Source organism: Clostridioides sp. ES-S-0190-01, from assembly GCF_020658275.1.
In the GTDB taxonomy this organism is placed as follows: Bacteria; Bacillota; Clostridia; order Peptostreptococcales; family Peptostreptococcaceae; genus Clostridioides.
In genome coordinates this window covers 1-22,220 of record NZ_JACVWA010000041.1, presented here as the reverse complement: position 1 = coordinate 22,220, position 22,220 = coordinate 1, and the positions used below count along the sequence as shown (strand labels likewise).

Sequence of the window (22,220 nt, the reverse complement as noted above, 5' to 3'; positions counted from 1 at the left end):
TAATGCCTGGAGATAACGTAACAATGGAAGTAGACTTAATAAATTCAATAGTTGTAGAAGAAGGATTAAGATTCTCAATAAGAGAAGGTGGAAGAACAGTAGCTTCAGGAGTTGTTGCTACAATAATCGAATAATCTTTTACTAAGCTAATTGATTTCATATAAAAAAAGAGGGGGTTTAACCTCTCTTTTTTGTTTTTTGTTGACAAGTAGCAATAAAGCATATATACTAAACTAGTGCCTTGAGATAGATTCATAATCAAGTTTAAGGTTATAATGTTGTAAGAGAAAATAAAATTGAAAAAAACATAAAAAAAACTTGAAAAAATGTAACAGATGATATAAAATATAATAGTGTGCTTGAGAGATTAAGAAAATAAGAATTAAATCCTAGTGAAATACGAACTGATGTCGATTTGAAAGTTACAACACACCCGGAGCAGTGTATCGGTATTAGTTGTACGCAACTTGAAAATTAAACACGTGATAAAGGAGGGAAAACAAAATGGCTAAGAATGAAAAAATAAGAATAAGATTAAAATCATATGATCACAAATTATTAGATTTTTCAGCAGGTAAAATAGTTGAAACTGCTAAAAAGGCTGGATCACAAGTTTCAGGACCTGTGCCTCTACCAACAGAAAAACAAATTGTAACTATATTAAGAGCCGTACATAAGTACAAAGACTCTAGAGAACAATTTGAAATAAGAACTCATAAAAGACTAATCGACATAGCTAATCCAACACCTAAAACAGTTGACTCATTAATGAGATTAGACTTACCAGCAGGTGTAGATATAGAAATAAAATTATAAGAACCCCTAAGATATTATCCTATAGGTAACTATCTTAGAATGATTACTTCTAAAATGATGTAATCCGCTGTAAGAATTATAGGAGGTGCTAATATGAATGGAATATTAGGAAAAAAAGTTGGTATGACTCAAATATTCACTGATAAAGGTGTAGTTATACCTGTAACAGCTGTTGAAGCAGGACCTATGGTCGTTACTCAAATAAAAACAGTTGATAAAGATGGATACAATGCTATACAAATAGGTTTTGAAGATGCTAAAGAAAAATCTTTAAACAAGCCTAAAAAAGGACACTTAGCTGCTGCTAATGTTTTAAAGAAACATTTAAAAGAGTTTAGAGTAGATTCTGTAGAAGGATACACAGTTGGACAAGAAATAAAAGCTGATGTATTTGAAGCAGGTGCAAAAATAGATGTTACTGGAATAAGTAAAGGTAAGGGATTCCAAGGTCCAATAAAAAGACATGGACAAAGTAGAGGTCCTGAATCTCACGGTTCTAGATACCACAGAAGACCAGGTTCAATGGGAGCTTGTTCTTACCCAGGTAGAGTATTTAAAAACAAAAAATTAGCTGGACACATGGGAAGCGTAAAGGTAACAGTTCAAAACTTAGAGGTTGTTAAAGTAGATGCTGATAAGAACCTTATATTAGTTAAGGGAGCTATACCAGGAGCTAAAGGTTCAGTAGTAACTATAAAAGAAGCTGTAAAGGTTTCTAAATAATGACTAACCTAGAGAAAGGAGGAATAACAATGCCAAAATTAAATGTACTAAATGTTAGTGGACAAAACGTTGGAGAAATAGAATTATCAGATTCTATATTTGGCGTAGAAGTTAATGGACATGTTTTATATGAAGTTGTAAAAAATCAATTAGCAAATAAGAGACAAGGAACTCAATCTGCTAAGACTAGAGCAGAAGTTAGAGGTGGCGGAAGAAAACCTTGGAAACAAAAAGGAACAGGTAGAGCAAGACAAGGTTCTACAAGATCTGTACAATGGGTAGGTGGAGGAGTTGCTTTTGCACCTAAACCAAGAAGTTACAAATATACATTACCTAAGAAGGTAAGAAGATTAGCTATGAAGAGTGCTTTATCTTCAAAAATACAAAATAGTGAAGTTATAGTATTAGATGCATTAAACATGGATGCTCCTAAAACTAAAGAATTCGCTCAAATATTAAATAATATAAATGCTGCTAAAAAAGCTTTAGTAGTTATAGCTGATAAAAATGATAATGTAATAAAATCAGCTAGAAATATAGAAGGTGTTCAAACTGCATTAGTTAATACTATGAATGTATATGATATATTAAAATATGATTCATTTATAATAACTACAGATGCTGTTAAAAAAGTGGAGGAGGTGTACGCATAATGACTAATCCACATGATGTAATAATAAGACCAGTTGTAACTGAGCACAGTATGGCTGAAATGGGTGAAAAAAAATACACTTTTGTTGTGGCTAAAGATGCGAACAAAACTGAAATAAAAAAAGCAGTAGAAAAAGTATTCGGAGTTAGTGTTGATAAAGTAAATACTTTAAACTACGATGGAAAAGTTAAAAGAATGGGTAGAACTCAAGGAAGAACAGCAAGCTTTAAGAAAGCAGTAGTTAAATTAACTGCTGATAGTAAAGAAATAGAATTCTTCCAAGGAATGTAATATTATAACAAACGAAGGAGGGAAAACAGATGGCTATAAAAAAGTTTAGACCAACTTCTCCTGCCTTAAGACAAATGACAGTTTTAGTTTCTGAGGAAATAACATGTAACCAACCAGAAAGATCTCTTTTAGTTAACTTAAAGAAAAATGCTGGTAGAAACGTACATGGTAGAATAACTGTTCGTCATAGAGGTGGAGGACAAAAAAGAAAATATAGAATAATAGATTTTAAAAGAGATAAAGATGGTATACCTGCTAAGGTTGCTACTATAGAATATGATCCAAACAGAACTGCAAATATTGCATTATTAAACTATGCTGATGGAGAAAAAAGATATATATTAGCTCCAGTTGGAATCAACGTTGGAGATACTATCTTATCAGGATTAGGTGCTGATATAAAACCAGGAAACTGTTTAGCATTAAAAGATATGCCAGTTGGTACTATCATTCATAATATAGAATTAAAGCCAGGAAAAGGAGCTCAATTAGTTAGATCTGCTGGAGTTTCTGCACAATTAATGGCTAAAGAAGGAAAAAATGCTTTATTAAGATTACCATCAGGTGAAATGAGATTAGTAAGCATAAACTGTAAAGCTACTATAGGACAAGTTGGAAATATAGAGCACGGTAACGTAGTTATTGGTAAAGCAGGTAGAAAAAGACATATGGGAATAAGACCTACTGTAAGAGGTTCTGTAATGAACCCTAATGACCATCCACACGGTGGAGGGGAAGGTAGATCTCCAATAGGTAGACCATCTCCTGTTACTCCATGGGGTAAACCAGCTCTTGGATACAAAACTAGAAAGAAAAACAAAGCTTCAAATAAGTTAATAGTATCAAGAAGAACTAAGTAGTAAATTTATTTTTGCTCGGAAAGGAGGAATATAAATGTCAAGATCAACTAAAAAAGGACCTTTTGTCCATGCAAGACTTTTAAAGAAAATAGAAGCTATGAATGCTAGCGGAAATAAAGAAGTTATAAAAACTTGGTCAAGATCTTCAACTGTATTTCCACAAATGGTAGAAAACACTATAGCTGTTCATGATGGAAGAAAACATGTTCCAGTATATATAACAGAAGATATGGTTGGACACAAATTAGGTGAGTTCGTTCCTACTAGAACTTTCAAAGGACATAAGGATGACGAAAAATCTAATAAGAGAAAATAATTAAATTATGACTAAGAAAGGAGGAATAACAATGGAAGCAAAAGCTACTGCTAAATATGTACGTGTATCACCAAGAAAAGCAGGCCAAATCTGTGACCTTGTTAGAGGAAAGAATGTTGATGAAGCATTAGCGATATTAAAGTTCACTCCAAGAGGAGCAGCTTCAATAATAGCTAAAGTTGTAAAGTCAGCTAAAGCTAACGCAGAAAACAATCACGAAATGGATACTGAAAAATTATATATAGCATCAATAGTTGCTAATCAAGGGCCAACAATGAAGAGATTCATGCCTAGAGCTATGGGTCGTGCAACTACAATAAGAAAAAGAACTTCTCATATAGAGGTTGTTGTGAAAGAAAAAAAATAATTAATAGATAGGAGGGAAAGTAATGGGTCAAAAGGTTAATCCACACGGCTTAAGGGTCGGTGTTATAAAAGATTGGGACTCAAGATGGTTCGCTACTGATAAAAAAGAGTTCGGAAACTTATTATTAGAAGACCATAATATACGTAAATTCTTAAAGAAAAGATTATACTCAGCTGGAGTTGCTAGAATAGAAATAGAAAGATCAGCTAATAAAATAAAAATGGACTTACATGTTGCTAAGCCAGGAGTAGTTATAGGAAGAGCTGGTGCTGGAATCGAAGCATTAAAAGTTGAATTAGAAAAAATGACAAAGAAAAGTATAATAGTTAACATAGTAGAAGTAAGAAGTACAGATAAAAATGCTCAATTAGTAGCTGAAAATATAGCTTTAGCTATAGAAAGAAGGGTTGCTTTCAGAAGAGCAATGAAACAAGCTATACAAAGAGCAATGAAATCTGGTGCTAAAGGGATAAAAGTTTCTGCTTCAGGAAGATTAGGTGGAGCTGAAATGGCTAGAACTGAAGGTTATAGTGAAGGAAATGTGCCACTACAAACTTTAAGAGCAGATATAGATTATGGTTTCGCTGAAGCTGATACTACTTATGGAAAAATAGGTATAAAAGTTTGGATATGTAATGGTGAAGTTTTACCAACTAGAGATGGTGTAAATCCAAGAGAAGAAAGCAGAAAGAGCGACAGAAGAGACAACAAGAGAGATAACAGAAGAAACGATAGAAGAGGAAATGATAGAAGAGGAAACGATAACAGAGGAAACTACAGAGGACAAAAACCTCAAGGTGGACAAAGACCTCAAGGTGGATCAAGACCTCAAAGAACTGAAAACAAAGGAAATTAATAATAGTTAGGTTCAAGGAAGGAGGAAAAATACTCATGTTAATGCCAAAAAGAGTAAAGCGTCGTAGAGTTCATAGAGGAAGTATGGCTGGGCAAGCTCATAAAGGTAACAAAGTTACTTATGGTGAGTTTGGATTAGTAGCTTTAGAAGCTTCTTGGATAACTTCTAATCAAATAGAAGCTGCCAGAATCGCGATGACTAGATATATAAAAAGAGGGGGAAAGGTTTGGATAAAAATATTCCCTCATAAACCAGTAACAAGAAAACCAGCAGAAACTCGTATGGGTGCAGGGAAAGGTTCTCCAGAATATTGGGTAGCTGTAGTTAAGCCAGGAAGAGTTATGTTTGAATTAGCAGGTGTTTCTGAAGATAAAGCAAGAGAAGCTATGAGACTTGCTGCACATAAATTACCAATCAAATGTAAATTTGTTAAAAAAGAAGATTTAGAAGTAAAGGGTGGTGAATAGGATGAAAGCTAAAGAATTAAGAGATTTAACAAGCGAAGAGCTAATGAACAAATTAAACGACTTCAAAAGTGAATTATTTAGCTTAAGATTCCAATTAGCTACTGGTCAATTAGAAAATACAGCTAGAATAAAGTTTGTTAAGAAGGATATAGCAAAAGTTAAAACTGTTCTTGCTGAAAGAAAGTTATACGAAACTAGAGCTTAATTTGGAAAGGAGGCTTTTTAAACATGGAAAGAGGAAGAAGAAAAGTTAGAATAGGCCGTGTTGTTAGTGATAAGATGGATAAAACAATAGTAGTAGCTGTTGAAGAGTTCGTACGTCATCCACTATATAATAAACGTGTTAAGAGAACTAAGAAATTTAAGGCTCATGATGAAAAGAATATATGTAACATCGGAGATAGAGTTAAAATAATGGAAACTAGACCTTTATCTAAAGATAAGAGATTCAGACTAGTTGAAGTTGTTGAGAAAGTTAAGTAGTTTTTGAAGAAGGAGGGATTACGATATGATACAACAAGAATCACGTCTAAGAGTTGCTGATAACTCAGGAGCTAAAGAACTTTTATGTATACGTGTTCTAGGCGGAAGTAAAAGAAGATATGGTAACATAGGCGACGTTATAGTTGCTACTGTTAAAAGTGCAACACCTGGTGGAGTTGTAAAAAAAGGTAAGGTTGTTAAAGCTGTTATAGTAAGAAGCAAACAAGGCGTAAGACGTAATGACGGAAGCTATATATCTTTTGATGAAAATGCTGCTGTTATAATAAAGGACGATAAAACTCCAGTAGGAACTCGTATATTCGGGCCTGTTGCTAGAGAGTTAAGAGACAATGAATTCATGAAAATAGTTTCTCTTGCTCCAGAAGTACTATAATTAAGGAGGTGCAATAGGACATGATGCGTGTTAAAAAAGGTGACACTGTTGTAGTTATAGCAGGTAAAGATAAAGGTAAAAAAGGTTCAGTTTTAAAGGTATACCCTAAAGCTGATAAAGTATTAGTTGAAGGTGTAAACGTAATAACTAAACATCAAAAACCAAGTGCTATGAACCAACAAGGTGGAATAATAAACAAAGAAGCCCCAATACACATATCTAATGTAATGCCATTTGATCCTGAAACAGGAAAAGGCGTTAGAGTAAGATATGAAGTAAAAGATGGCACAAAAGTAAGAGTATCAGCAAAGAGCGGAAAAGAATTATAATAAATATTGCTTGAAAGGAGGGACCTTAAATGGCTTCTAGATTACAAGAAAAATACATGAAAGAAGTTGCTCCTGCTTTAATGGAGAAATTTGGATATAAAAACGTAATGGAGATACCTAAGTTAAACAAAATAGTTATTAACATGGGTATAGGTGACGCTAGAGAAAATCCAAAAGGATTAGAAAAAGGCGTTGAAGAATTAGAAATAATATCAGGACAAAAGCCTGTTATAACTAAAGCTAGAAAATCTGTTGCTAACTTCAAACTAAGAGAAGGAATGCCAATAGGAACAAAAGTTACATTAAGAGCTGACAAAATGTTCTACTTTATGGACAAATTAGTATCAGTTTCTTTACCAAGAGTTAGAGACTTTAGAGGTGTTAACCCTAATGCTTTTGATGGTAGAGGAAACTATGCTTTAGGAGTTAAAGAACAATTAATATTCCCTGAAATAGAATATGATAAAATTGATAAAGTAAGAGGAATGGATATAATATTCGTTACTACAGCAAAAACTGACGAAGAAGCTCGTGAATTATTAAAATTATTAGGAATGCCATTTTCTAAGTAAGCAAAGGAGGGATTCCCGTGGCTAGAAAAGCGATGGTTGTTAAACAACAAAGAAAGCAAAAGTACGCTACTAGAGAATACACTAGATGTACTATATGCGGAAGACCGCATTCAGTTTTGAAAAAATTTGGTATATGCCGTATATGCTTTAGAGAATTAGCTTATAAAGGTCAAATACCTGGTGTTAGAAAAGCAAGCTGGTAGAAGCTTGATTAGAATGGAAGGAGGGCTACAAAATGACAATGACAGATCCAATTGCAGATATGCTTACTCGTATAAGAAATGCTAATGTTGTTAAGCATGAAACTGTAGATGTTCCAGCTTCTAATATGAAGAAAGAGTTAGCTAGAATCTTATTAGAAGAAGGTTTCATAAGAGGTTATGATGTTATAGAAGATGGAAAACAAGGTATCATAAGAATACAATTAAAGTACGGACAAGAAGGCGAAAGAGTTATCACAGGTCTTAAGAAAATATCTAAGCCTGGAATGAGAGTTTACGCTGCTAACCACGAAATACCAAAAGTATTAAATGGATTAGGAATATCAGTAATATCTACTTCAAAAGGAATATTAACTGACAAGCAAGCTAGAAAAGAAAATGTTGGTGGAGAAGTAATCTGCTACGTTTGGTAATTAATATGAACAATGTAAGGAGGTGCGACCATGTCAAGAATAGGTGTTAAGCCAATAATAATACCAGCAGGTGTTGAAGTTACTATAGCTGAAGGAAATTTAGTTACAGTAAAAGGTCCAAAGGGAACTTTAACTAAACAATTAAGTGCTGAGTTAAATATAAAAAAAGAAGAAAATACAATAATGGTTGAAAGACCAACTGATAATAAAAAACACAGATCTTTACACGGATTAACTAGAACTTTATTAGATAATATGGTTGTAGGTGTAAATACTGGTTTCGAAAAGAAATTAGAACTAAAAGGTGTTGGATACAGAGCTCAAAAACAAGGGAAAAAATTAGTTATGAACTTAGGTTTCTCTCATCCAGTTGAAATGGAAGATCCAGAAGGAATAACTGTTGAAGCTCCAAACCAAACTGAGTTAATAGTAAAAGGTATAGACAAGCAATTAGTAGGAAACTATGCTGCTAAAATAAGAGCTTGGAGAAAGCCAGAGCCATACAAAGGTAAAGGTATAAAATACGTTGATGAGGTAATCAGACGTAAAGAAGGAAAAACTGGTAAAAAATAATACCAAAACTTAAACGCTAGAAAGGAGTGAGCTAGGTGTTAAAAAAGGCTGATAAAAATGCTAATAGACTTCAAAGACATAAGAGAGTTCGTAGAAAAATAAGCGGTACTGCTCAAAGACCAAGATTATGTGTATTTAGAAGTGCTAACAATATATATGCTCAAATAATAGATGACACAAACAGAGTAACTCTAGTTGCTGCATCTTCTTTAGAAGCAGAAGTTAAGAGTGCTGTTAATCATACAGGAAATAAGGAAGCAGCTAAGAAAGTTGGAGAATTAGTTGCTAAAAAAGCTGTTGAAAAAGGAATCACTGAAGTTGTATTTGACAGAGGTGGATACTTATATCATGGAAGAATTCAAGAATTAGCTGAAAGTGCTAGAGAAGCTGGTCTTAAGTTCTAATACGAAGGAGGGAAAAATACATGCTACGTCGTAAGCCGATAGATGCAGGACAACTTGACTTACAAGAAAAAGTTGTTGAAGTAAGACGTGTTACTAAGGTTGTAAAAGGTGGTAGAAACTTCAGATTTGCAGCGTTAGTAGTTGTTGGAGATGAAAACGGACACGTTGGTATAGGTGCTGGGAAAGCAATGGAAGTACCAGATGCTATAAAAAAAGCAGTTGAAGATGCTAAGAAAAATCTAATAGTAGTGCCAATGGTTGGGACTACAATTCCTCACGAAGTACGCGGACACTTTGGTGCTGGAAATATATTAATAATGCCTGCTGTAGAAGGTACAGGAGTAATAGCTGGGGGACCTGCTAGAGCCGTACTTGAGTTAGCTGGACTAAAAGACGTTAGAGCTAAATCTTTAGGATCTAACAATCCAAGAAATATGGTAAATGCTACAATAGAAGGACTTAATTCTCTAAAAACAGTTGAAGATATAGCTAAACTTAGAGGTAAAAAAGTTGAAGAACTTCTAGGGTAAGGAGGTAGTGTAAAATGGCTAAATTACAAATAAAATTAGTTAGAAGTGTTATAGGAACTACTCCTAACCAAAAAAAGAATGTTGAAGCGTTAGGATTAAGAAAAAGAGAACAAGTTATTGTAAAAGAAGACAATGCTCAAGTAAGAGGTATGATAAAAAAAGTAAGTCATTTATTAGAAGTAACTGAAATAGCTGAATAATTTTTAAAAAGTAGTGCAAGGAGGTGCAATCCATGAAGTTACATGAGTTAAAACCTGCTGAAGGTGCAGTAAGAGCTAAAAGAAGATTAGGTAGAGGTACTGCAACTGGACAAGGTAAAACTGCAGGACGTGGACAAAAAGGTCAATGGTCTCGTTCTGGTGGTGGAGTAAGAGTAGGGTTCGAAGGTGGACAAATGCCACTAGCTAGAAGACTTCCTAAGAGAGGTTTCAATAACATATTTAAGAAAGTTTACACAGAAGTTAATGTTGAAGTTTTAAACAGATTTGAAAATGGAACAGAAATAACTGCAGAATTATTAAAATCTACTAAAACTATAAGCAAAATAGGTAAAGATGGAATTAAAATCTTAGGTGAAGGTAATTTAGAAAAAGCTTTAACTGTTAAAGCTGCTAAATTTACAGCTTCAGCTCAAGAAAAAATAGAAAAAGCTGGTGGAAAAGCAGAGTTAGTATAATAACCTGCTAATCTCCTAGCCAGTACAGGCGGGGTGAATTAGCGTGCTGTCAAAATTAAAACAAGCTTGGAAGATTAAAGCAGTAAGAAAAAAAGTAATGTATACACTTATGATGATCGTGATATTCAGAATAGGTACTACAATACCAGTTCCAGGTATAGACACTAGTATTATACAAAAGATGGTAGGCGGCAATAGTCTACTTTCTCTGTATAATATGTTTACTGGTGGAGCATTTAGTAACTTTTCACTATTTGCTTTGGGTATAAGTCCATATATTACTGCATCAATCATAATACAGCTTCTAACAGTAGGTTTTGAAAGTTTAGCAGAACTTCAAAAATCTGGTGAAGAAGGAAAGAAAAAAATCAATAAGTACACTAAATATACAGCACTAGCTCTAGCAGTTGTACAAGCTTTGGGAATTACATTAGGAATTGTAAGAAGTGCTTTAATATCAAATAGTGTGTTTTTTATCACAACTGTTGTAATAACATTAGTTTCAGCAAGTATGTTAGTAATGTGGATTGGGGACAAAATTACCGAAAAAGGAATTGGTAATGGTAGTTCAGTAATAATATTTGCAGGTATTATATCAAGAATACCAACAGATGTTATTAAAATCGCACAACAAGTTAAATCTGGTCAAGTTGCACCTTGGGTAATAATACTTCTAATTGTAGTTATATTACTTACAGTTACAGGGGTTACATTTATACAAGAAGCGACTAGAAAGATACCTGTACAATATGCTAAAAGAGTTGTTGGAAGAAAAATGTATGGAGGACAAAGTTCTCATATACCAATGAAAGTTAACCAATCAGGAGTTATGCCTATAATTTTTGCTAGTTCACTTTTAGCTTTTCCACAAACAATAGCTATGTTTATGGGGGCAGATGCTCAAGCTTTTGTTCAAAAATACTTAAGTATGGCAACAGAACAAGGATTTTGGACATACAGATCAATTGAAATTCTACTTATAATTTTCTTCTCATATTTTTATACAACTGTATCATTCAATACAGAAGATATATCTAAAAATATGAAAAATAATGGTGGATTTATACCAGGTATTAGACCAGGTGAACCTACTATGGATTATTTAAATAGAATCTTAACAAGATTAACTTTAGCTGGAGCTACTTTCTTAGCAATAATTGCTATGGTACCAGCTCTTACAACACATTATATGAATGTCAATATGAGTCTAGCTGGAACTTCATTGCTAATCGTTGTTGGGGTTGCTTTGGAGCTTAAGAGACAGTTAGAGTCAAACTTAGTTATGAGAAGCTATCAAGGTTTCTTAAAATAAAATGGAGATGGATAATATGAGAATAATATTACTTGGACCTCCAGGTGCTGGTAAAGGTACTCAGGCGGCAGGAATAGTAGAAAAATACAATATACCTCATATATCAACAGGAGATATATTCAGAAAGAATATAAAAGAGGGAACAGAACTTGGAAAAAAAGCTAAAGAATACATGGACCAAGGTTTATTAGTACCAGATGAGTTAACTGTAGGTTTAGTTACTGATAGAATATCTCAAGAAGACTGTAAAAATGGATTTATGTTAGATGGATTTCCAAGAAATGTAGCACAAGGTGAGCATTTAGATGTATTCTTAAAAAATGCTGGTATAGTACTGGATAAAGTTGTCAATATTGAAGTTGATAAGAGCATATTAGTATCTAGAGCAGTTGGTAGAAGAATATGCAAGTCTTGTGGAGCTACTTATCATGTTGAGTTTAATCCTCCTAAAGTAAAAGGTGTATGTGATGTATGCCAAGGAGAATTGTATCAAAGAGCTGATGATAATGAAGAAACTGTATCTAAGAGAATACAAGTTTATCTAGATGAAACTAAGCCTTTAGTAGATTATTATAGCAAACAAGGTATAATAGCTGATATAAAAGGTGACCAAGCAATAGATAAAGTATTTGAAGATATTGTTGCAGCTTTAGGAAGTGGAAAATAAATGATTATCTTGAAATCAAAGAAAGAAATAGAACTTTTAAGAGAAGCAGGCAAAATTGTTGCTGATACTCATGAAGTTTTAAGAAAAGCTATTTCTCCGGGAATATCTACTTTAGAATTAGATAAAATAGCTGAAGAGAATATAAGAAAATACAATGCTGAACCTTCTTTTAAAGGATATGGAGGTTTTCCAGGAAGTATATGTGCTTCTATCAATAGAGAAGTTGTACATGGAATTCCAGGTGAGACTCTATTAAAGGAAGGAGACATTGTAAGCTTAGATATAGGAGCCTATTATAAAGGATATCATGGTGATTCTGCGAAAACTCATGGAGTAGGCATGATATCTGAAGAAGATAGGAAATTAATAGAAGTAACTAGAGAAAGCTTCTATGAAGGAATAAAATTTGCTAAATTAGGATATAGACTTTCGGATATCTCACACGCAGTACAAACACACGTTGAGAAACATGGTTTCTCAGTAGTTAGGGATTTGGTAGGACATGGAGTTGGAGCAAATCTTCATGAAGATCCACAGGTACCTAATTATGGACTCCCAGGAAAAGGACCAAGACTTAGAGAAGGAATGGTTATTGCTATAGAGCCAATGGTTAATGCAGGTCGTTATCATGTAAAGACTCTATCAGATGGGTGGACGACTGTTACAATAGATGGAAAAAAATCAGCTCATTATGAGCATACGATAGCAATTACTGAACATGAACCTTTGATATTGACAAAGTTGTAAATTAAGAAGTAGGTGAAAAAAGTGCTATCAGATAATTTAAGTATAGGTCAAGTTGTTAAGGTTTCATTAGGTCGAGATCAAGGAAATTTATTTTTCGTAGTCAAGATAATTAATAATGAATATGTATTAATAGCTGATGGAAAGAAAAGAAAACTTGACAAACCTAAGTTAAAGAAAGTTAAGCACTTAAAAAAATATAATTTTATTAATGATGAAGTTAGAAAAAGAGTAGTATCTGGACAAGAGATTACAGATTCTTTTTTAAGAGCTGAACTTACTAAGTTAAATTAGATAATTTAACTTATTGAAATGGAGGGCTGGTTAGTTAATGGCCAAAAAAGATGTTATAGAATTAGAAGGTACAGTTTCAGAAGCTTTACCTAATGCTATGTTTAAAGTTAAACTAGAAAATGGACATGAGATATTATGCCACATTTCTGGAAAGCTAAGAATGAACTTCATAAGAATTCTTGAAGGTGATAAGGTGAATGTTGAACTTTCTCCATATGACCTTACAAGAGGAAGAATCACTTGGCGTAAGAAGTAGACTATCTTGATATTTAGTCTAAGGAGGGATTAATAATGAAAGTTAGACCATCAGTAAAACCAATATGTGAAAAATGCAAAGTAATAAAAAGAAAAGGAAAAGTAATGGTTATCTGTGAAAATCCAAAGCATAAGCAAAAACAAGGATAAGAAATTATTACTAGTATTTTGTTAAATTTTATAGTATAATACTATATTGTGATGTTAACAAAAGAACGTTAAAATCGTTGAACAATCTGACGTAGGATTGATATATGATATGAAGTTTTAAACACTAAAAACTATGTGTAGGAGGTGCGATCATGGCAAGAATAGCTGGGGTAGATTTACCTAGAGAAAAAAGAGCGGAGATAGGCTTAACTTATATATATGGTATAGGTAAAGCAACTGCTAACGAAATATTAGCTAAAGCTGAGATAAATCCAGATACAAGAATAAAAGATTTATCAGAAGATCAAGTTAATGAGTTAAGAAAAGTTATAGATGACGATTTCTTAGTTGAAGGTGACTTAAGAAGAGAAATTGCTTTAAACATAAAGAGATTAAGAGATATAAAATGTTATAGAGGAATTAGACATGGTAAAGGTCTTCCATTAAGAGGACAAAGAACTAAAACTAATGCTAGAACTAGAAAAGGTCCTAGAAAAACAGTATCTCGTAAAAAGAAAAAATAATTAAATAATAATTAGATGAAGGAGGGAAAAGGAAAATGGCTAAACCAAAAAAGAAAGTTACACGTGTTAGAAGAAGAGAACGTAAAAATATAGAACGTGGTCATGCTCATATACAGTCAACTTTCAACAATACAATAATAACTTTAACTGACGTTCATGGAAATGCTATATCTTGGGCAAGTTCAGGACAATTAGGATTCAAAGGGTCAAGAAAATCAACTCCATTTGCATCTCAAATGGCTGCTGAAACAGCTGCAAAAGCTGCGATGGAACACGGATTAAAAAGTGTTGAGGTATTCGTAAAGGGGCCAGGTTCAGGAAGAGAAGCTGCTATAAGAGCTTTACAAGCAACTGGACTAGAAGTAACTATGATAAAAGATGTTACTCCAATCCCACATAACGGATGTAGACCACCAAAGAGAAGAAGAGTGTAATTAATAAGAGTACAAATAGGAGGTGTAGATAAATGGCAAGATATACAGGTGCATCATGTAGACAATGCCGTAGAGAGGGAATGAAATTATTCCTTAAAGGTGATAGATGTTATACAGATAAATGTGCTATAGTTAAAAGAAACTATGCTCCAGGTCAACATGGCCAAGGGAGAAAGAAAGTTTCTAACTATGGATTACAATTAAGAGAAAAACAAAAAGTTAAAAGAATATATGGAGTTTTAGAAACTCAATTTAGAAACTTATACGAACGTGCTGAAAACATGCCTGGAAAATCAGGTGAGAATTTATTAAGTTTATTAGAGAGAAGATTAGACAATGTAGTTTACAGAATGGGACTAGCATCTTCTAGAAAAGAAGCTAGACAATTAGTAACTCATGGTCATTTCACTTTAAATGGAAATAAAGTAGATATAGCTTCATTAACAGTTAAAGTTGGAGATGTGATAGAAGTTAAAGAAAAATCAAGATCTTCTGCAAAATTCAAAAATTTAGTAGAAGTTAACTCAAGAATAGCTCCTAAATGGTTAGAAGCTAATGTAGAAGGAATGACAGCAAAAGTAGTTGGTGTTCCAACAAGAGAAGATATAGATCTTGAAATAGCAGAGCACTTAATCATAGAACTTTACTCTAAATAATAAGCACACTTTTAAAAATTATTTTAAAATTTTGTTTACCCTCAGTGGATTACTGAATTTTAAGGAGGGTTTTGTCCATGATAGAAATAGAAAAGCCAAAAGTAGATATAGTTGAGCTTAGCGAAGACTATAGATATGGTAAGTTTGTTATAGAACCTCTAGAAAGAGGATATGGAATAACTATAGGTAACGCACTAAGAAGAATATTATTATCATCTTTACCAGGTGTAGCAGTAAATGCTATAAAAATAGATGGAGTTCTTCATGAATTCTCTACAATACCTGGTGTTAAAGAAGATGTTACAGAGATAATATTAACTTTAAAAGAGCTTTCAGCAACTATAGATGGTGAAGGAAGTAGAACACTTAAAATAGAGGCTCAAGGACCATGCTCTATCACAGGTTCAGATATAATCTGTCCTCCAGATGTTGAAATATTAAGCAAAGACTTAGCAATAGCTACATTAGATGATAATGCCAAGTTTAATATGGAAATATTTGTAGATAAAGGTAGAGGTTATGTTTCTGCTGAAGAAAATAAAACAGAGAATGTTCCAATAGGTGTTTTACCTGTGGATTCAATATATACTCCTGTTGAGAAAGTTAGTTATCATGTAGAAAACACAAGAGTTGGTCAAAAAACAGATTATGATAAATTAGTACTAGAAGTTTGGACTAATGGTAGTATAAACCCTCAAGAAGGTATATCATTAGCTGCAAAAGTATTAGTTGAGCATTTAAATCTATTTATAGACTTAACTGAACATGTAAGTAGTGTTGAAATCATGGTAGAAAAAGAAGAAGATCAAAAAGAAAAAGTTCTTGAAATGACTATAGAAGAATTAGATTTATCAGTTAGATCATACAACTGTTTAAAGAGAGCGGGAATTAATACAGTTGAAGAATTAGCTAATAAGTCTGAAGACGATATGATGAAGGTTAGAAACCTAGGTAAAAAGTCATTAGAAGAAGTAATACAAAAACTAGAGGAACTTGGGCTAGGATTAAAACCAAGTGAAGAATAGCGAGCAAAGGAGGGATAAGAATGGCTAAGTACCGTAAATTAGGACGTGAAACAGCTCACAGAAACCTTATGTTAAGAAACTTAGTAACTTGTTTACTAAGAAGTGGAAGAATAGAAACTACAGTAACTAGAGCTAAAGAAACTCGTAGAATGGCTGAAAAGATGATAACTCTTGCTAAAAGAGGAGATCTTCATGCTAGAAGACAAGTTTTAGCTTATGTTATGGATGAAACAGTAGTTAATAACTTATTCACAGATTTAGCTCCAAAATATGCAGAGAGAAATGGTGGATACACTAGAATAATAAAAATAGGGCCAAGAAAAGGCGATGCTGCTGAAATGGCTTTTATAGAATTAGTATAGTAAGGAAAGGATTAGGCTTGATGGCTTAATCTTTTTTTTATTTTTTTGACTAAGGTGTGATATAATAATGTGTAAAATGATTTTTATAAGTTATTGCTTACTAAAAGGAGTATGAATTAATGGATAATATAATAAAAGTAAACAATATTTCATTTGAGTATATTACAGATGAAGCAAAACTTAAAGCAATAGATAATTTAAGCTTAGATGTTAAAAAGGGAGAATTTGTTGCGATAATAGGACATAATGGTTCTGGCAAGTCTACTTTATCTAAAAACTTAAATGCTATTCTTATGCCTACAGAAGGAAATATTCTCATTGATGGAATGGACACCAAAGAAGAAGAAAGATTATGGGATATAAGGCAAACAGCAGGTATGGTATTTCAAAACCCAGATAATCAAATTGTTGCCACAATAGTAGAAGAAGATGTAGCTTTTGGTCCTGAAAACTTAGGTATAGAGCCAAAAGAGATAAGACGAATTGTAGAAGAGTCTTTAAAAAGTGTAGGTATGTATGATTTGAGAGGTAGACAACCGCATTTGTTATCAGGTGGCCAAAAACAGAGGGTTGCAATAGCAGGCATAATTGCCATGAGACCCAAGTGTATAATATTTGATGAAGCAACAGCGATGTTAGACCCATCTGGAAGAAAAGAAGTTATGAAAACAATAAAAAGGCTTAATAAAGAAGAAAATATAACTGTTTTACATATAACTCACTTTATGGAAGAAGCTGTAGAAGCTGATAGAGTTGTCGTTATGGAGAAAGGTAAGAAACTTTTAGAAGGGACTCCTAAAGAAGTATTTAGTAAAATAGAGATGTTAAAGGAAATCGGTTTAGATGTGCCTTGTATGACAGAGTTGTCTAGTTTATTAATAGAAGAAGGTATAAATATTAGTAGTGATATATTAACTGTGGATGAGATGGTGATGGAATTATGTCAATTATAGTAAAGAACTTAACACATATATATAATGAAGGGATGCCTTTTGCAAGTAAAGCACTTGATGATGTATCTTTTGAGATTAAAGATAGAGATTTTGTTGGACTTATAGGTCATACAGGTTCAGGAAAGTCTACATTGATACAACATCTAAATGGATTATTAAAACCTTCCTCAGGAGAGATTTTTATAAATGATTTTAACATAACAGATAAGAATTTAAACTTAACTGAGATAAGAAAAAGAGTAGGTGTTGTATTTCAATATCCAGAATATCAATTATTTGAAGAAACAATTGATAAGGATATAGCTTTTGGACCCGCTAATTTAGGTTTAGAAGAGGTTGAGATACATAATAGGGTAAAAGCATCGATGGAAGCTGTAGGACTTGACTATGAGGAATTTAAAGATAAATCTCCATTTGAATTATCAGGAGGTCAAAAGCGTAGAGTTGCAATAGCTGGAGTTATAGCAATGAACCCAGAAGTACTTATATTAGATGAACCAACTGCAGGTCTTGATCCTGGTGGAAGAGATGAAATTTTTAATTTAATAAAAAACTTACATGAAAAAAACAATATGACTATAATATTGTCATCACATAGTATGGATGATATGGCAAAGTTGGCACAAACGTTAATTGTTATGAATCATGGTAAAATAGAATTTATGGGTACTCCTAGAGATGTATTTAAATCGAATGCTATTAAATTAAAAGAAATTGGTTTAGATATTCCACAGGTTTTAGAGCTTGCATTGAAATTAAGAGAACAAGGTTTTGACATTAGTGAAGACATATTGACTTTAGAAGAAGCAAAACAGGAAATATTAAGAGTTGTGAGAGGGCGAGGATTATGTTAAAAGATATAACTATAGGGCAATACTACCCAACAAGTTCTGCTATTCATAAATTAGATCCAAGGATAAAACTTGTAGCAACAATTGTATTTATGGTATCTATATTTGTAGTAAATAAATTTTGGCCTTATATGATAGTTTTATTATGTTTATTAGGTATGATAAAGTTAGCTAATATACCTGTTAAGTATATTGTTAAGGGTGTAAAACCTCTTAAGTGGATTATTTTATTTACATTTATTATAAATATATTTTTCTTACCAGGTGATGAGATATGGTCATTTGGATTTTTAACAATAACAAGTCAAGGCTTGAGACAAGCAATTTTTATGGCAATAAGACTTATATTTTTAGTAATTGGGACATCATTACTTACTTTAACAACTTCACCAATAGAATTGACAGATGGTATAGAGCGATTATTGAATCCCTTTAAGAAAATTGGTTTACCAGTTCATGAGCTTGCAATGATGATGACAATTGCTTTGCGCTTTATTCCTACATTATTAGACGAAACAGATAAAATAATGAAGGCTCAAATGTCTAGAGGTGCAGACTTTGAAAGTAAAAATCTTATAAATAGAGCTAAAAATCTAGTACCTCTTTTAGTTCCACTATTTGTTAGTGCATTTAGAAGAGCTGATGAATTGGCTATGGCCATGGAAGCTAGATGTTATAGAGGTGGACACAATAGAACAAAAATGAGGGAGTCTGTTATAGTAAAAGCAGATTATATAGCATGTGTGTTTCAAGTTATTTATTTAGGATTAATCATAGCTACTAGATTTATAGCGATTTAATAGAAGCATATAGGTGAGGTAAAATATGAGAAATATAAAGATTACAATCCAATATGATGGTAGAAATTATTGTGGATGGCAGAAGCAACCAGATTCTCTAGGGATACAAGGTACAATTGAAAAGGCTATATATGAGATAATGAATGAAGAAGTTAAACTTATAGGCTCAGGTAGAACTGATTCAGGGGTTCATGCTCTTGCACAAACTGCAAATTTTAAAATTAGTTCAAGTATAAGTATAGAAAGTGTACCAATGGCACTAAATGCTAAATTACCAAAAGACATATCAGTTATAGAAGCATGTGAAGTTAATGATGACTTTCATTCAAGATATAGTGCAAAAGGAAAAACATATAAATATTTAATATATAACAGTAAGTTTAGACACCCAATACTTAACAGCATATCATATCAAGTAAAGTATGAACTTGATTTTGAAAAAATGTGTATAGAATCAAAAAGTCTATTGGGTACACATGATTTTAAAGGTTTTATGAGTTCTGGTTCATCTGTAAAAGATACAATACGAACAATATATGATATAAATATAAAAAAAACAGATGATTTGATTACTTTAGAAATTAGTGGAGATGGGTTCTTATATAATATGGTGAGAATTATTGTTGGAACACTTGTTGATATAGGACGTGGTAGAATTAATGAATCATTTTTAGATATAATAGAATCTAAAAACAGATCAAGATGTGGACATACAGCTCCAGCACAAGGATTATTTCTTAAAAAAGTTCATTATTAACTTGACACACCAGGCTACATGTATTAAAATATATGAGAATGTGTTAATAAGTCCACTTGCCCCGGACTTGACATAAACGGTAAAAAATTTTTATGAAAAGTAGTTAAGGAGGGACAGTTATGAAAAGTTATATAGCTAAGCCAGCTGATGTACAAAGAAAATGGTACTTAGTTGATGCTGAAGGAAAAACATTAGGTCGTATAGCAACAGAAATTGCAACAGTATTGAGAGGTAAACATAAACCAACATTTACTCCTCACGTTGATGGTGGAGATTTTGTTGTTGTAGTAAATGCAGAAAAAGTAGTTTTAAGTGGAAAAAAATTAGATCAAAAATATTACAGATACCACACTGGTTATGTAGGTGGATTAAAAGAAATATCTTATAGAGATATGATGGATAAAAAACCAGAAGAAGTTATAGCACATGCTGTAAATGGTATGTTACCTAAAAACAAATTAAGAAGTAGAATGATGACTAGATTAAGAGTATTTGCAGGTGCTGAGCACACTCATGCAGCTCAAAATCCAGAAGTTTTAAACTTTAAATAAGATTAATAGGTGAAAGGAGGAGTTTATAATGGCTAACGTTCAATATTATGGAACTGGAAGAAGAAAAAGTTCTGTTGCTAGAGTAAGACTAGTTGCAGGTGAAGGAAATATATTAGTAAATGGAAGAGCATTAGAAAATTATTTTAACTATGAAACATTAATAAGAGATGTTAAACAACCATTAGTTTTAACTGGTAATGAAAATAAATATGATGTTATAGTAAAAGTTGAAGGTGGAGGATTCACTGGACAAGCTGGAGCTATAAGACATGGTATATCTAGAGCTTTATTAAAAGCTGATTTAGATTTAAGACCTGCTTTAAAGAAAGAAGGTTTCTTAACTAGAGATGCTAGAATGAAGGAAAGAAAGAAATACGGATTAAAAGCAGCAAGAAGAGCTCCACAATTCTCAAAAAGATAATTATTTATATTTTTGGAAAAGCAAAATCCTTTATTTTCTGTTATCCAGAAAATATGGAAGCATGTTGAAATGTTGGGTTTAAGTTAATGATTGATATACAATAAAATAATAAGATATCTTATTAGGATGTTTTTCTATTGAAAAACATCCTTTTTATTGTAATAAAAGATTATATGTTAAAGTTATTGAGATTATAGTTCTATTGAGAAATGGATAAAGAAATTTACAGTAAATATAATTAAAAATTTTACATTTTATAAGTAATAGAATTTAGGTTATTAAATAATATAATTCATAATGTAAATTGTCATAATTTATTATACCTGTTATACGATACTAATTAAAAATGGGAATTTAGAGTATATGTGAATATAGCATACTTATGTAATCATATATTAATATTAAAAAATAGAGATAGATAAATACTAAAGTGAAATTTAAATGTTTGTACTAATATTTGGAATATTATAGTGTTTTTATAAGTATACATATACAGGGTGATGTTGTGAGAAAGTACATAAAACATATAATTTTTAGTTTTGTTATGGTATGTCTAGTAATAGTATCAATATTTGAAGTAAAAAATATTTCTGAAGATGTTATTAAATATATGCCAATAACAAATAAAACAATAATTCTAGATGCTGGTCATGGAGGTATTGACCCAGGCGCATTAAACAAGGATAAGAGCACATCTGAGAAAGATATCAACTTAGCAATAACACTTAAGCTTAGAGAGCTTATAGAATCAAGTGGAGGTCTTGTAATATTAACTAGAGAAGATGACAGTAGCCTCTATAAAGAAGAAAATAATAAAACAACAAGACAAAAATATAATGAGAACTTGAAAAATAGAAAAGAAATAATCTCTAATTCCAATGCTAATATGTTTGTATCCATACATCTAAATGCATTCGAACAATCTAAATACTATGGAGCTCAGACATTTTATCCTAAAGATAAGCAAGATAGCAAGGAATTATCAAAGTGTATTCAAGAAGAACTTAAAAGAGTAGTAGATAAAACAAATAACAGAGAAGTTAAGCCACGAGATGACATATACCTTTTGAAAGAAAATAATATTCCATCAGTATTAATAGAATGTGGTTTTCTATCAAATGAAAAAGAATGCAAACTTTTGACAGATGAAACATATCAAGAAAAGATAGCATGGGCAATATACATAGGTATACAGAAATATCTAAGTTGAAATAATTATAAAAATAAGTCTAAATATGTAAATAGCTTGTATTGAGGTGTTTAAAAATGCACTAATATAAGCTATTTTTGTTTTGACAAAAAAATAATTAAAATAAAAGTTAAAAAAGCGTTGACTTGGAATAACATAGATGGTATTATATATGAGTGCCCAAAAGGAGCACAAAAATAAGACAAAAGAACTTTGAAAATTAAACAGTAGGTTAATTTATAAACAAGAAACAAACCATAAAGCCAGATATTTAGATAACAATAGTATCTGAGCCTGATAAACTTTTATTTGAGAGTTTGATCCTGGCTCAG

At 32.1% G+C, this 22,220-nt stretch carries 39 protein-coding genes and 1 pseudogene; all 40 read left to right on the top strand.

The annotated features are described in order from the left end of the window. A pseudogene (gene tuf, locus IC214_RS16245) lies at window positions 1–134 on the top strand (elongation factor Tu); the annotation flags it as partial. A 370-nt stretch (window positions 135–504) separates the two neighbouring features. Further along, complete coding sequence (gene rpsJ / locus IC214_RS16240; protein ID WP_054268679.1) at window positions 505–816, top strand: 30S ribosomal protein S10; 312 nt, start codon at window positions 505–507, stop codon at window positions 814–816. A 93-nt stretch (window positions 817–909) separates the two neighbouring features. Then, the gene (rplC, locus tag IC214_RS16235) at window positions 910–1,539 is read left to right on the top strand and encodes a 50S ribosomal protein L3 (protein ID WP_227437029.1); all 630 of its coding nucleotides are present in this window, start codon (window positions 910–912) and stop codon (window positions 1,537–1,539) included. A gap of 29 nt (window positions 1,540–1,568) precedes the next feature. Further along, window positions 1,569–2,192, top strand: a complete 624-nt coding sequence (gene rplD / locus IC214_RS16230; protein ID WP_227437028.1) for a 50S ribosomal protein L4 — start codon at window positions 1,569–1,571, stop codon at window positions 2,190–2,192. Then, window positions 2,192–2,482, top strand: a complete 291-nt coding sequence (rplW, locus tag IC214_RS16225; protein WP_003421170.1) for a 50S ribosomal protein L23 — start codon at window positions 2,192–2,194, stop codon at window positions 2,480–2,482. The genes rplD and rplW overlap by 1 nt, the downstream gene beginning before the upstream one ends. 29 nt (window positions 2,483–2,511) lie before the next feature. After that, window positions 2,512–3,342, top strand: coding sequence for a 50S ribosomal protein L2 (gene rplB, locus IC214_RS16220; protein WP_227437027.1), 831 nt, complete (start codon window positions 2,512–2,514; stop codon window positions 3,340–3,342). A 34-nt stretch (window positions 3,343–3,376) separates the two neighbouring features. Further along, a complete protein-coding gene (gene rpsS, locus IC214_RS16215; RefSeq protein ID WP_003421166.1) occupies window positions 3,377–3,658 on the top strand; it encodes a 30S ribosomal protein S19 in 282 nt (93 codons plus the stop codon). Between the two features lie 31 nt (window positions 3,659–3,689). Next, window positions 3,690–4,025, top strand: a complete 336-nt coding sequence (gene rplV, locus IC214_RS16210; protein ID WP_009887891.1) for a 50S ribosomal protein L22 — start codon at window positions 3,690–3,692, stop codon at window positions 4,023–4,025. 22 nt (window positions 4,026–4,047) lie between these two features. Continuing rightward, the gene (gene rpsC, locus IC214_RS16205; RefSeq protein WP_227483637.1) at window positions 4,048–4,881 is read left to right on the top strand and encodes a 30S ribosomal protein S3; all 834 of its coding nucleotides are present in this window, start codon (window positions 4,048–4,050) and stop codon (window positions 4,879–4,881) included. Between the two features lie 35 nt (window positions 4,882–4,916). Then, a complete protein-coding gene (gene rplP / locus IC214_RS16200; protein ID WP_003421160.1) occupies window positions 4,917–5,348 on the top strand; it encodes a 50S ribosomal protein L16 in 432 nt (143 codons plus the stop codon). A 1-nt stretch (window position 5,349) separates the two neighbouring features. After that, window positions 5,350–5,553 (top strand): 50S ribosomal protein L29, encoded by a 204-nt coding sequence (rpmC, locus tag IC214_RS16195; protein ID WP_003421158.1) that lies wholly within the window; start codon window positions 5,350–5,352, stop codon window positions 5,551–5,553. A 23-nt stretch (window positions 5,554–5,576) separates the two neighbouring features. Then, window positions 5,577–5,831, top strand: a complete 255-nt coding sequence (rpsQ, locus tag IC214_RS16190) for a 30S ribosomal protein S17 (protein ID WP_003421156.1) — start codon at window positions 5,577–5,579, stop codon at window positions 5,829–5,831. A gap of 25 nt (window positions 5,832–5,856) precedes the next feature. Further along, window positions 5,857–6,225 carry a 50S ribosomal protein L14 gene (gene rplN, locus IC214_RS16185; RefSeq protein ID WP_003421155.1) on the top strand — a complete coding sequence of 123 codons (369 nt, stop codon included), beginning with the start codon at window positions 5,857–5,859 and terminating at the stop codon, window positions 6,223–6,225. A gap of 23 nt (window positions 6,226–6,248) precedes the next feature. Next, the gene (rplX, locus tag IC214_RS16180) at window positions 6,249–6,554 is read left to right on the top strand and encodes a 50S ribosomal protein L24 (protein WP_227437031.1); all 306 of its coding nucleotides are present in this window, start codon (window positions 6,249–6,251) and stop codon (window positions 6,552–6,554) included. A 29-nt stretch (window positions 6,555–6,583) separates the two neighbouring features. Then, the gene (gene rplE, locus IC214_RS16175) at window positions 6,584–7,126 is read left to right on the top strand and encodes a 50S ribosomal protein L5 (RefSeq protein ID WP_003421151.1); all 543 of its coding nucleotides are present in this window, start codon (window positions 6,584–6,586) and stop codon (window positions 7,124–7,126) included. 17 nt (window positions 7,127–7,143) lie between these two features. Then, the gene (locus IC214_RS16170; protein WP_003421149.1) at window positions 7,144–7,329 is read left to right on the top strand and encodes a type Z 30S ribosomal protein S14; all 186 of its coding nucleotides are present in this window, start codon (window positions 7,144–7,146) and stop codon (window positions 7,327–7,329) included. Window positions 7,330–7,361: 32 nt separating this feature from the next. Further along, on the top strand, window positions 7,362–7,760 hold the full coding sequence (rpsH, locus tag IC214_RS16165; protein WP_003421148.1) for a 30S ribosomal protein S8: 399 nt from the start codon (window positions 7,362–7,364) through the stop codon (window positions 7,758–7,760). A gap of 30 nt (window positions 7,761–7,790) precedes the next feature. After that, on the top strand, window positions 7,791–8,333 hold the full coding sequence (gene rplF / locus IC214_RS16160; RefSeq protein WP_003435668.1) for a 50S ribosomal protein L6: 543 nt from the start codon (window positions 7,791–7,793) through the stop codon (window positions 8,331–8,333). A gap of 35 nt (window positions 8,334–8,368) precedes the next feature. Next, the gene (gene rplR, locus IC214_RS16155) at window positions 8,369–8,737 is read left to right on the top strand and encodes a 50S ribosomal protein L18 (protein WP_227437023.1); all 369 of its coding nucleotides are present in this window, start codon (window positions 8,369–8,371) and stop codon (window positions 8,735–8,737) included. A gap of 20 nt (window positions 8,738–8,757) precedes the next feature. Then, window positions 8,758–9,267: a 30S ribosomal protein S5 gene (rpsE, locus tag IC214_RS16150; RefSeq protein ID WP_227437021.1), complete on the top strand. Its 510-nt coding sequence runs from the start codon at window positions 8,758–8,760 to the stop codon at window positions 9,265–9,267. A 14-nt stretch (window positions 9,268–9,281) separates the two neighbouring features. Then, complete coding sequence (gene rpmD, locus IC214_RS16145) at window positions 9,282–9,467, top strand: 50S ribosomal protein L30 (protein ID WP_227437019.1); 186 nt, start codon at window positions 9,282–9,284, stop codon at window positions 9,465–9,467. A 32-nt stretch (window positions 9,468–9,499) separates the two neighbouring features. Then, on the top strand, window positions 9,500–9,943 hold the full coding sequence (rplO, locus tag IC214_RS16140; protein ID WP_003421135.1) for a 50S ribosomal protein L15: 444 nt from the start codon (window positions 9,500–9,502) through the stop codon (window positions 9,941–9,943). A 43-nt stretch (window positions 9,944–9,986) separates the two neighbouring features. After that, the gene (gene secY, locus IC214_RS16135; protein WP_227437017.1) at window positions 9,987–11,255 is read left to right on the top strand and encodes a preprotein translocase subunit SecY; all 1,269 of its coding nucleotides are present in this window, start codon (window positions 9,987–9,989) and stop codon (window positions 11,253–11,255) included. Window positions 11,256–11,271: 16 nt separating this feature from the next. Further along, window positions 11,272–11,922: an adenylate kinase gene (locus IC214_RS16130; protein ID WP_227437015.1), complete on the top strand. Its 651-nt coding sequence runs from the start codon at window positions 11,272–11,274 to the stop codon at window positions 11,920–11,922. Continuing rightward, window positions 11,923–12,669 carry a type I methionyl aminopeptidase gene (map, locus tag IC214_RS16125; protein WP_227437013.1) on the top strand — a complete coding sequence of 249 codons (747 nt, stop codon included), beginning with the start codon at window positions 11,923–11,925 and terminating at the stop codon, window positions 12,667–12,669. Between the two features lie 21 nt (window positions 12,670–12,690). After that, complete coding sequence (locus IC214_RS16120) at window positions 12,691–12,960, top strand: KOW domain-containing protein (RefSeq protein ID WP_227437012.1); 270 nt, start codon at window positions 12,691–12,693, stop codon at window positions 12,958–12,960. Between the two features lie 37 nt (window positions 12,961–12,997). Beyond that, window positions 12,998–13,216, top strand: a complete 219-nt coding sequence (gene infA, locus IC214_RS16115; protein WP_003421127.1) for a translation initiation factor IF-1 — start codon at window positions 12,998–13,000, stop codon at window positions 13,214–13,216. 35 nt (window positions 13,217–13,251) lie between these two features. After that, entirely contained in the window at window positions 13,252–13,365 is a 114-nt protein-coding gene (gene rpmJ / locus IC214_RS16110) for a 50S ribosomal protein L36 (RefSeq protein WP_002509257.1), read from the top strand. A 152-nt stretch (window positions 13,366–13,517) separates the two neighbouring features. Beyond that, window positions 13,518–13,889, top strand: coding sequence for a 30S ribosomal protein S13 (gene rpsM, locus IC214_RS16105; RefSeq protein WP_227437009.1), 372 nt, complete (start codon window positions 13,518–13,520; stop codon window positions 13,887–13,889). A gap of 35 nt (window positions 13,890–13,924) precedes the next feature. Further along, entirely contained in the window at window positions 13,925–14,323 is a 399-nt protein-coding gene (gene rpsK / locus IC214_RS16100) for a 30S ribosomal protein S11 (protein ID WP_227437007.1), read from the top strand. 32 nt (window positions 14,324–14,355) lie between these two features. Continuing rightward, window positions 14,356–14,979 (top strand): 30S ribosomal protein S4, encoded by a 624-nt coding sequence (gene rpsD, locus IC214_RS16095; protein ID WP_227437005.1) that lies wholly within the window; start codon window positions 14,356–14,358, stop codon window positions 14,977–14,979. 77 nt (window positions 14,980–15,056) lie between these two features. After that, on the top strand, window positions 15,057–16,004 hold the full coding sequence (locus IC214_RS16090) for a DNA-directed RNA polymerase subunit alpha (RefSeq protein ID WP_227437003.1): 948 nt from the start codon (window positions 15,057–15,059) through the stop codon (window positions 16,002–16,004). Between the two features lie 20 nt (window positions 16,005–16,024). Further along, a complete protein-coding gene (rplQ, locus tag IC214_RS16085) occupies window positions 16,025–16,366 on the top strand; it encodes a 50S ribosomal protein L17 (protein WP_003421117.1) in 342 nt (113 codons plus the stop codon). 119 nt (window positions 16,367–16,485) lie between these two features. Then, window positions 16,486–17,319 carry an energy-coupling factor transporter ATPase gene (locus tag IC214_RS16080; RefSeq protein ID WP_227825412.1) on the top strand — a complete coding sequence of 278 codons (834 nt, stop codon included), beginning with the start codon at window positions 16,486–16,488 and terminating at the stop codon, window positions 17,317–17,319. Next, a complete protein-coding gene (locus IC214_RS16075; RefSeq protein ID WP_227436999.1) occupies window positions 17,307–18,173 on the top strand; it encodes an energy-coupling factor transporter ATPase in 867 nt (288 codons plus the stop codon). The genes IC214_RS16080 and IC214_RS16075 overlap by 13 nt, the downstream gene beginning before the upstream one ends. After that, on the top strand, window positions 18,167–18,970 hold the full coding sequence (locus tag IC214_RS16070; protein ID WP_227436997.1) for an energy-coupling factor transporter transmembrane component T family protein: 804 nt from the start codon (window positions 18,167–18,169) through the stop codon (window positions 18,968–18,970). The genes IC214_RS16075 and IC214_RS16070 overlap by 7 nt, the downstream gene beginning before the upstream one ends. A 25-nt stretch (window positions 18,971–18,995) precedes the next feature. Beyond that, the gene (truA, locus tag IC214_RS16065) at window positions 18,996–19,727 is read left to right on the top strand and encodes a tRNA pseudouridine(38-40) synthase TruA (protein ID WP_227825413.1); all 732 of its coding nucleotides are present in this window, start codon (window positions 18,996–18,998) and stop codon (window positions 19,725–19,727) included. A gap of 119 nt (window positions 19,728–19,846) precedes the next feature. Beyond that, window positions 19,847–20,278: a 50S ribosomal protein L13 gene (rplM, locus tag IC214_RS16060; protein ID WP_227436993.1), complete on the top strand. Its 432-nt coding sequence runs from the start codon at window positions 19,847–19,849 to the stop codon at window positions 20,276–20,278. A gap of 28 nt (window positions 20,279–20,306) precedes the next feature. Then, on the top strand, window positions 20,307–20,699 hold the full coding sequence (rpsI, locus tag IC214_RS16055; RefSeq protein WP_003421105.1) for a 30S ribosomal protein S9: 393 nt from the start codon (window positions 20,307–20,309) through the stop codon (window positions 20,697–20,699). A 505-nt stretch (window positions 20,700–21,204) separates the two neighbouring features. Further along, entirely contained in the window at window positions 21,205–21,909 is a 705-nt protein-coding gene (cwlD, locus tag IC214_RS16050) for an N-acetylmuramoyl-L-alanine amidase CwlD (RefSeq protein WP_227436991.1), read from the top strand. Window positions 21,910–22,220: the final 311 nt, after the last annotated feature.

Bases quoted from the DNA above. Each gene is read 5' to 3' on its own strand.
- rpsQ (WP_003421156.1), top strand. From the start codon at position 5,577: ATGGAAAGAGGAAGAAGAAAAGTTAGAATAGGCCGTGTTGTTAGTGAT.
- rpmC (WP_003421158.1), top strand. From the start codon at position 5,350: ATGAAAGCTAAAGAATTAAGAGATTTAACAAGCGAAGAGCTAATGAAC.
- infA (WP_003421127.1), top strand. From the start codon at position 12,998: ATGGCCAAAAAAGATGTTATAGAATTAGAAGGTACAGTTTCAGAAGCT.
- rplF (WP_003435668.1), top strand. From the start codon at position 7,791: ATGTCAAGAATAGGTGTTAAGCCAATAATAATACCAGCAGGTGTTGAA.
- rplD (WP_227437028.1), top strand. From the start codon at position 1,569: ATGCCAAAATTAAATGTACTAAATGTTAGTGGACAAAACGTTGGAGAA.
- rpsI (WP_003421105.1), top strand. From the start codon at position 20,307: ATGGCTAACGTTCAATATTATGGAACTGGAAGAAGAAAAAGTTCTGTT.
- rpmJ (WP_002509257.1), top strand. From the start codon at position 13,252: ATGAAAGTTAGACCATCAGTAAAACCAATATGTGAAAAATGCAAAGTA.
- rpsM (WP_227437009.1), top strand. From the start codon at position 13,518: ATGGCAAGAATAGCTGGGGTAGATTTACCTAGAGAAAAAAGAGCGGAG.
- rplB (WP_227437027.1), top strand. From the start codon at position 2,512: ATGGCTATAAAAAAGTTTAGACCAACTTCTCCTGCCTTAAGACAAATG.
- rplN (WP_003421155.1), top strand. From the start codon at position 5,857: ATGATACAACAAGAATCACGTCTAAGAGTTGCTGATAACTCAGGAGCT.
- rplV (WP_009887891.1), top strand. From the start codon at position 3,690: ATGGAAGCAAAAGCTACTGCTAAATATGTACGTGTATCACCAAGAAAA.
- rplM (WP_227436993.1), top strand. From the start codon at position 19,847: ATGAAAAGTTATATAGCTAAGCCAGCTGATGTACAAAGAAAATGGTAC.
- rpsH (WP_003421148.1), top strand. From the start codon at position 7,362: ATGACAATGACAGATCCAATTGCAGATATGCTTACTCGTATAAGAAAT.
- IC214_RS16090 (WP_227437003.1), top strand. From the start codon at position 15,057: ATGATAGAAATAGAAAAGCCAAAAGTAGATATAGTTGAGCTTAGCGAA.
- rplQ (WP_003421117.1), top strand. From the start codon at position 16,025: ATGGCTAAGTACCGTAAATTAGGACGTGAAACAGCTCACAGAAACCTT.
- rpsS (WP_003421166.1), top strand. From the start codon at position 3,377: ATGTCAAGATCAACTAAAAAAGGACCTTTTGTCCATGCAAGACTTTTA.
- rpsK (WP_227437007.1), top strand. From the start codon at position 13,925: ATGGCTAAACCAAAAAAGAAAGTTACACGTGTTAGAAGAAGAGAACGT.
- map (WP_227437013.1), top strand. From the start codon at position 11,923: ATGATTATCTTGAAATCAAAGAAAGAAATAGAACTTTTAAGAGAAGCA.
- truA (WP_227825413.1), top strand. From the start codon at position 18,996: ATGAGAAATATAAAGATTACAATCCAATATGATGGTAGAAATTATTGT.
- IC214_RS16080 (WP_227825412.1), top strand. From the start codon at position 16,486: ATGGATAATATAATAAAAGTAAACAATATTTCATTTGAGTATATTACA.
- rpmD (WP_227437019.1), top strand. From the start codon at position 9,282: ATGGCTAAATTACAAATAAAATTAGTTAGAAGTGTTATAGGAACTACT.
- rpsD (WP_227437005.1), top strand. From the start codon at position 14,356: ATGGCAAGATATACAGGTGCATCATGTAGACAATGCCGTAGAGAGGGA.
- IC214_RS16130 (WP_227437015.1), top strand. From the start codon at position 11,272: ATGAGAATAATATTACTTGGACCTCCAGGTGCTGGTAAAGGTACTCAG.
- rplE (WP_003421151.1), top strand. From the start codon at position 6,584: ATGGCTTCTAGATTACAAGAAAAATACATGAAAGAAGTTGCTCCTGCT.
- rplO (WP_003421135.1), top strand. From the start codon at position 9,500: ATGAAGTTACATGAGTTAAAACCTGCTGAAGGTGCAGTAAGAGCTAAA.
- rpsE (WP_227437021.1), top strand. From the start codon at position 8,758: ATGCTACGTCGTAAGCCGATAGATGCAGGACAACTTGACTTACAAGAA.
- rplW (WP_003421170.1), top strand. From the start codon at position 2,192: ATGACTAATCCACATGATGTAATAATAAGACCAGTTGTAACTGAGCAC.
- rplC (WP_227437029.1), top strand. From the start codon at position 910: ATGAATGGAATATTAGGAAAAAAAGTTGGTATGACTCAAATATTCACT.
- rpsC (WP_227483637.1), top strand. From the start codon at position 4,048: ATGGGTCAAAAGGTTAATCCACACGGCTTAAGGGTCGGTGTTATAAAA.
- rplP (WP_003421160.1), top strand. From the start codon at position 4,917: ATGTTAATGCCAAAAAGAGTAAAGCGTCGTAGAGTTCATAGAGGAAGT.
- rpsJ (WP_054268679.1), top strand. From the start codon at position 505: ATGGCTAAGAATGAAAAAATAAGAATAAGATTAAAATCATATGATCAC.
- IC214_RS16070 (WP_227436997.1), top strand. From the start codon at position 18,167: ATGTTAAAAGATATAACTATAGGGCAATACTACCCAACAAGTTCTGCT.
- IC214_RS16075 (WP_227436999.1), top strand. From the start codon at position 17,307: ATGTCAATTATAGTAAAGAACTTAACACATATATATAATGAAGGGATG.
- rplX (WP_227437031.1), top strand. From the start codon at position 6,249: ATGCGTGTTAAAAAAGGTGACACTGTTGTAGTTATAGCAGGTAAAGAT.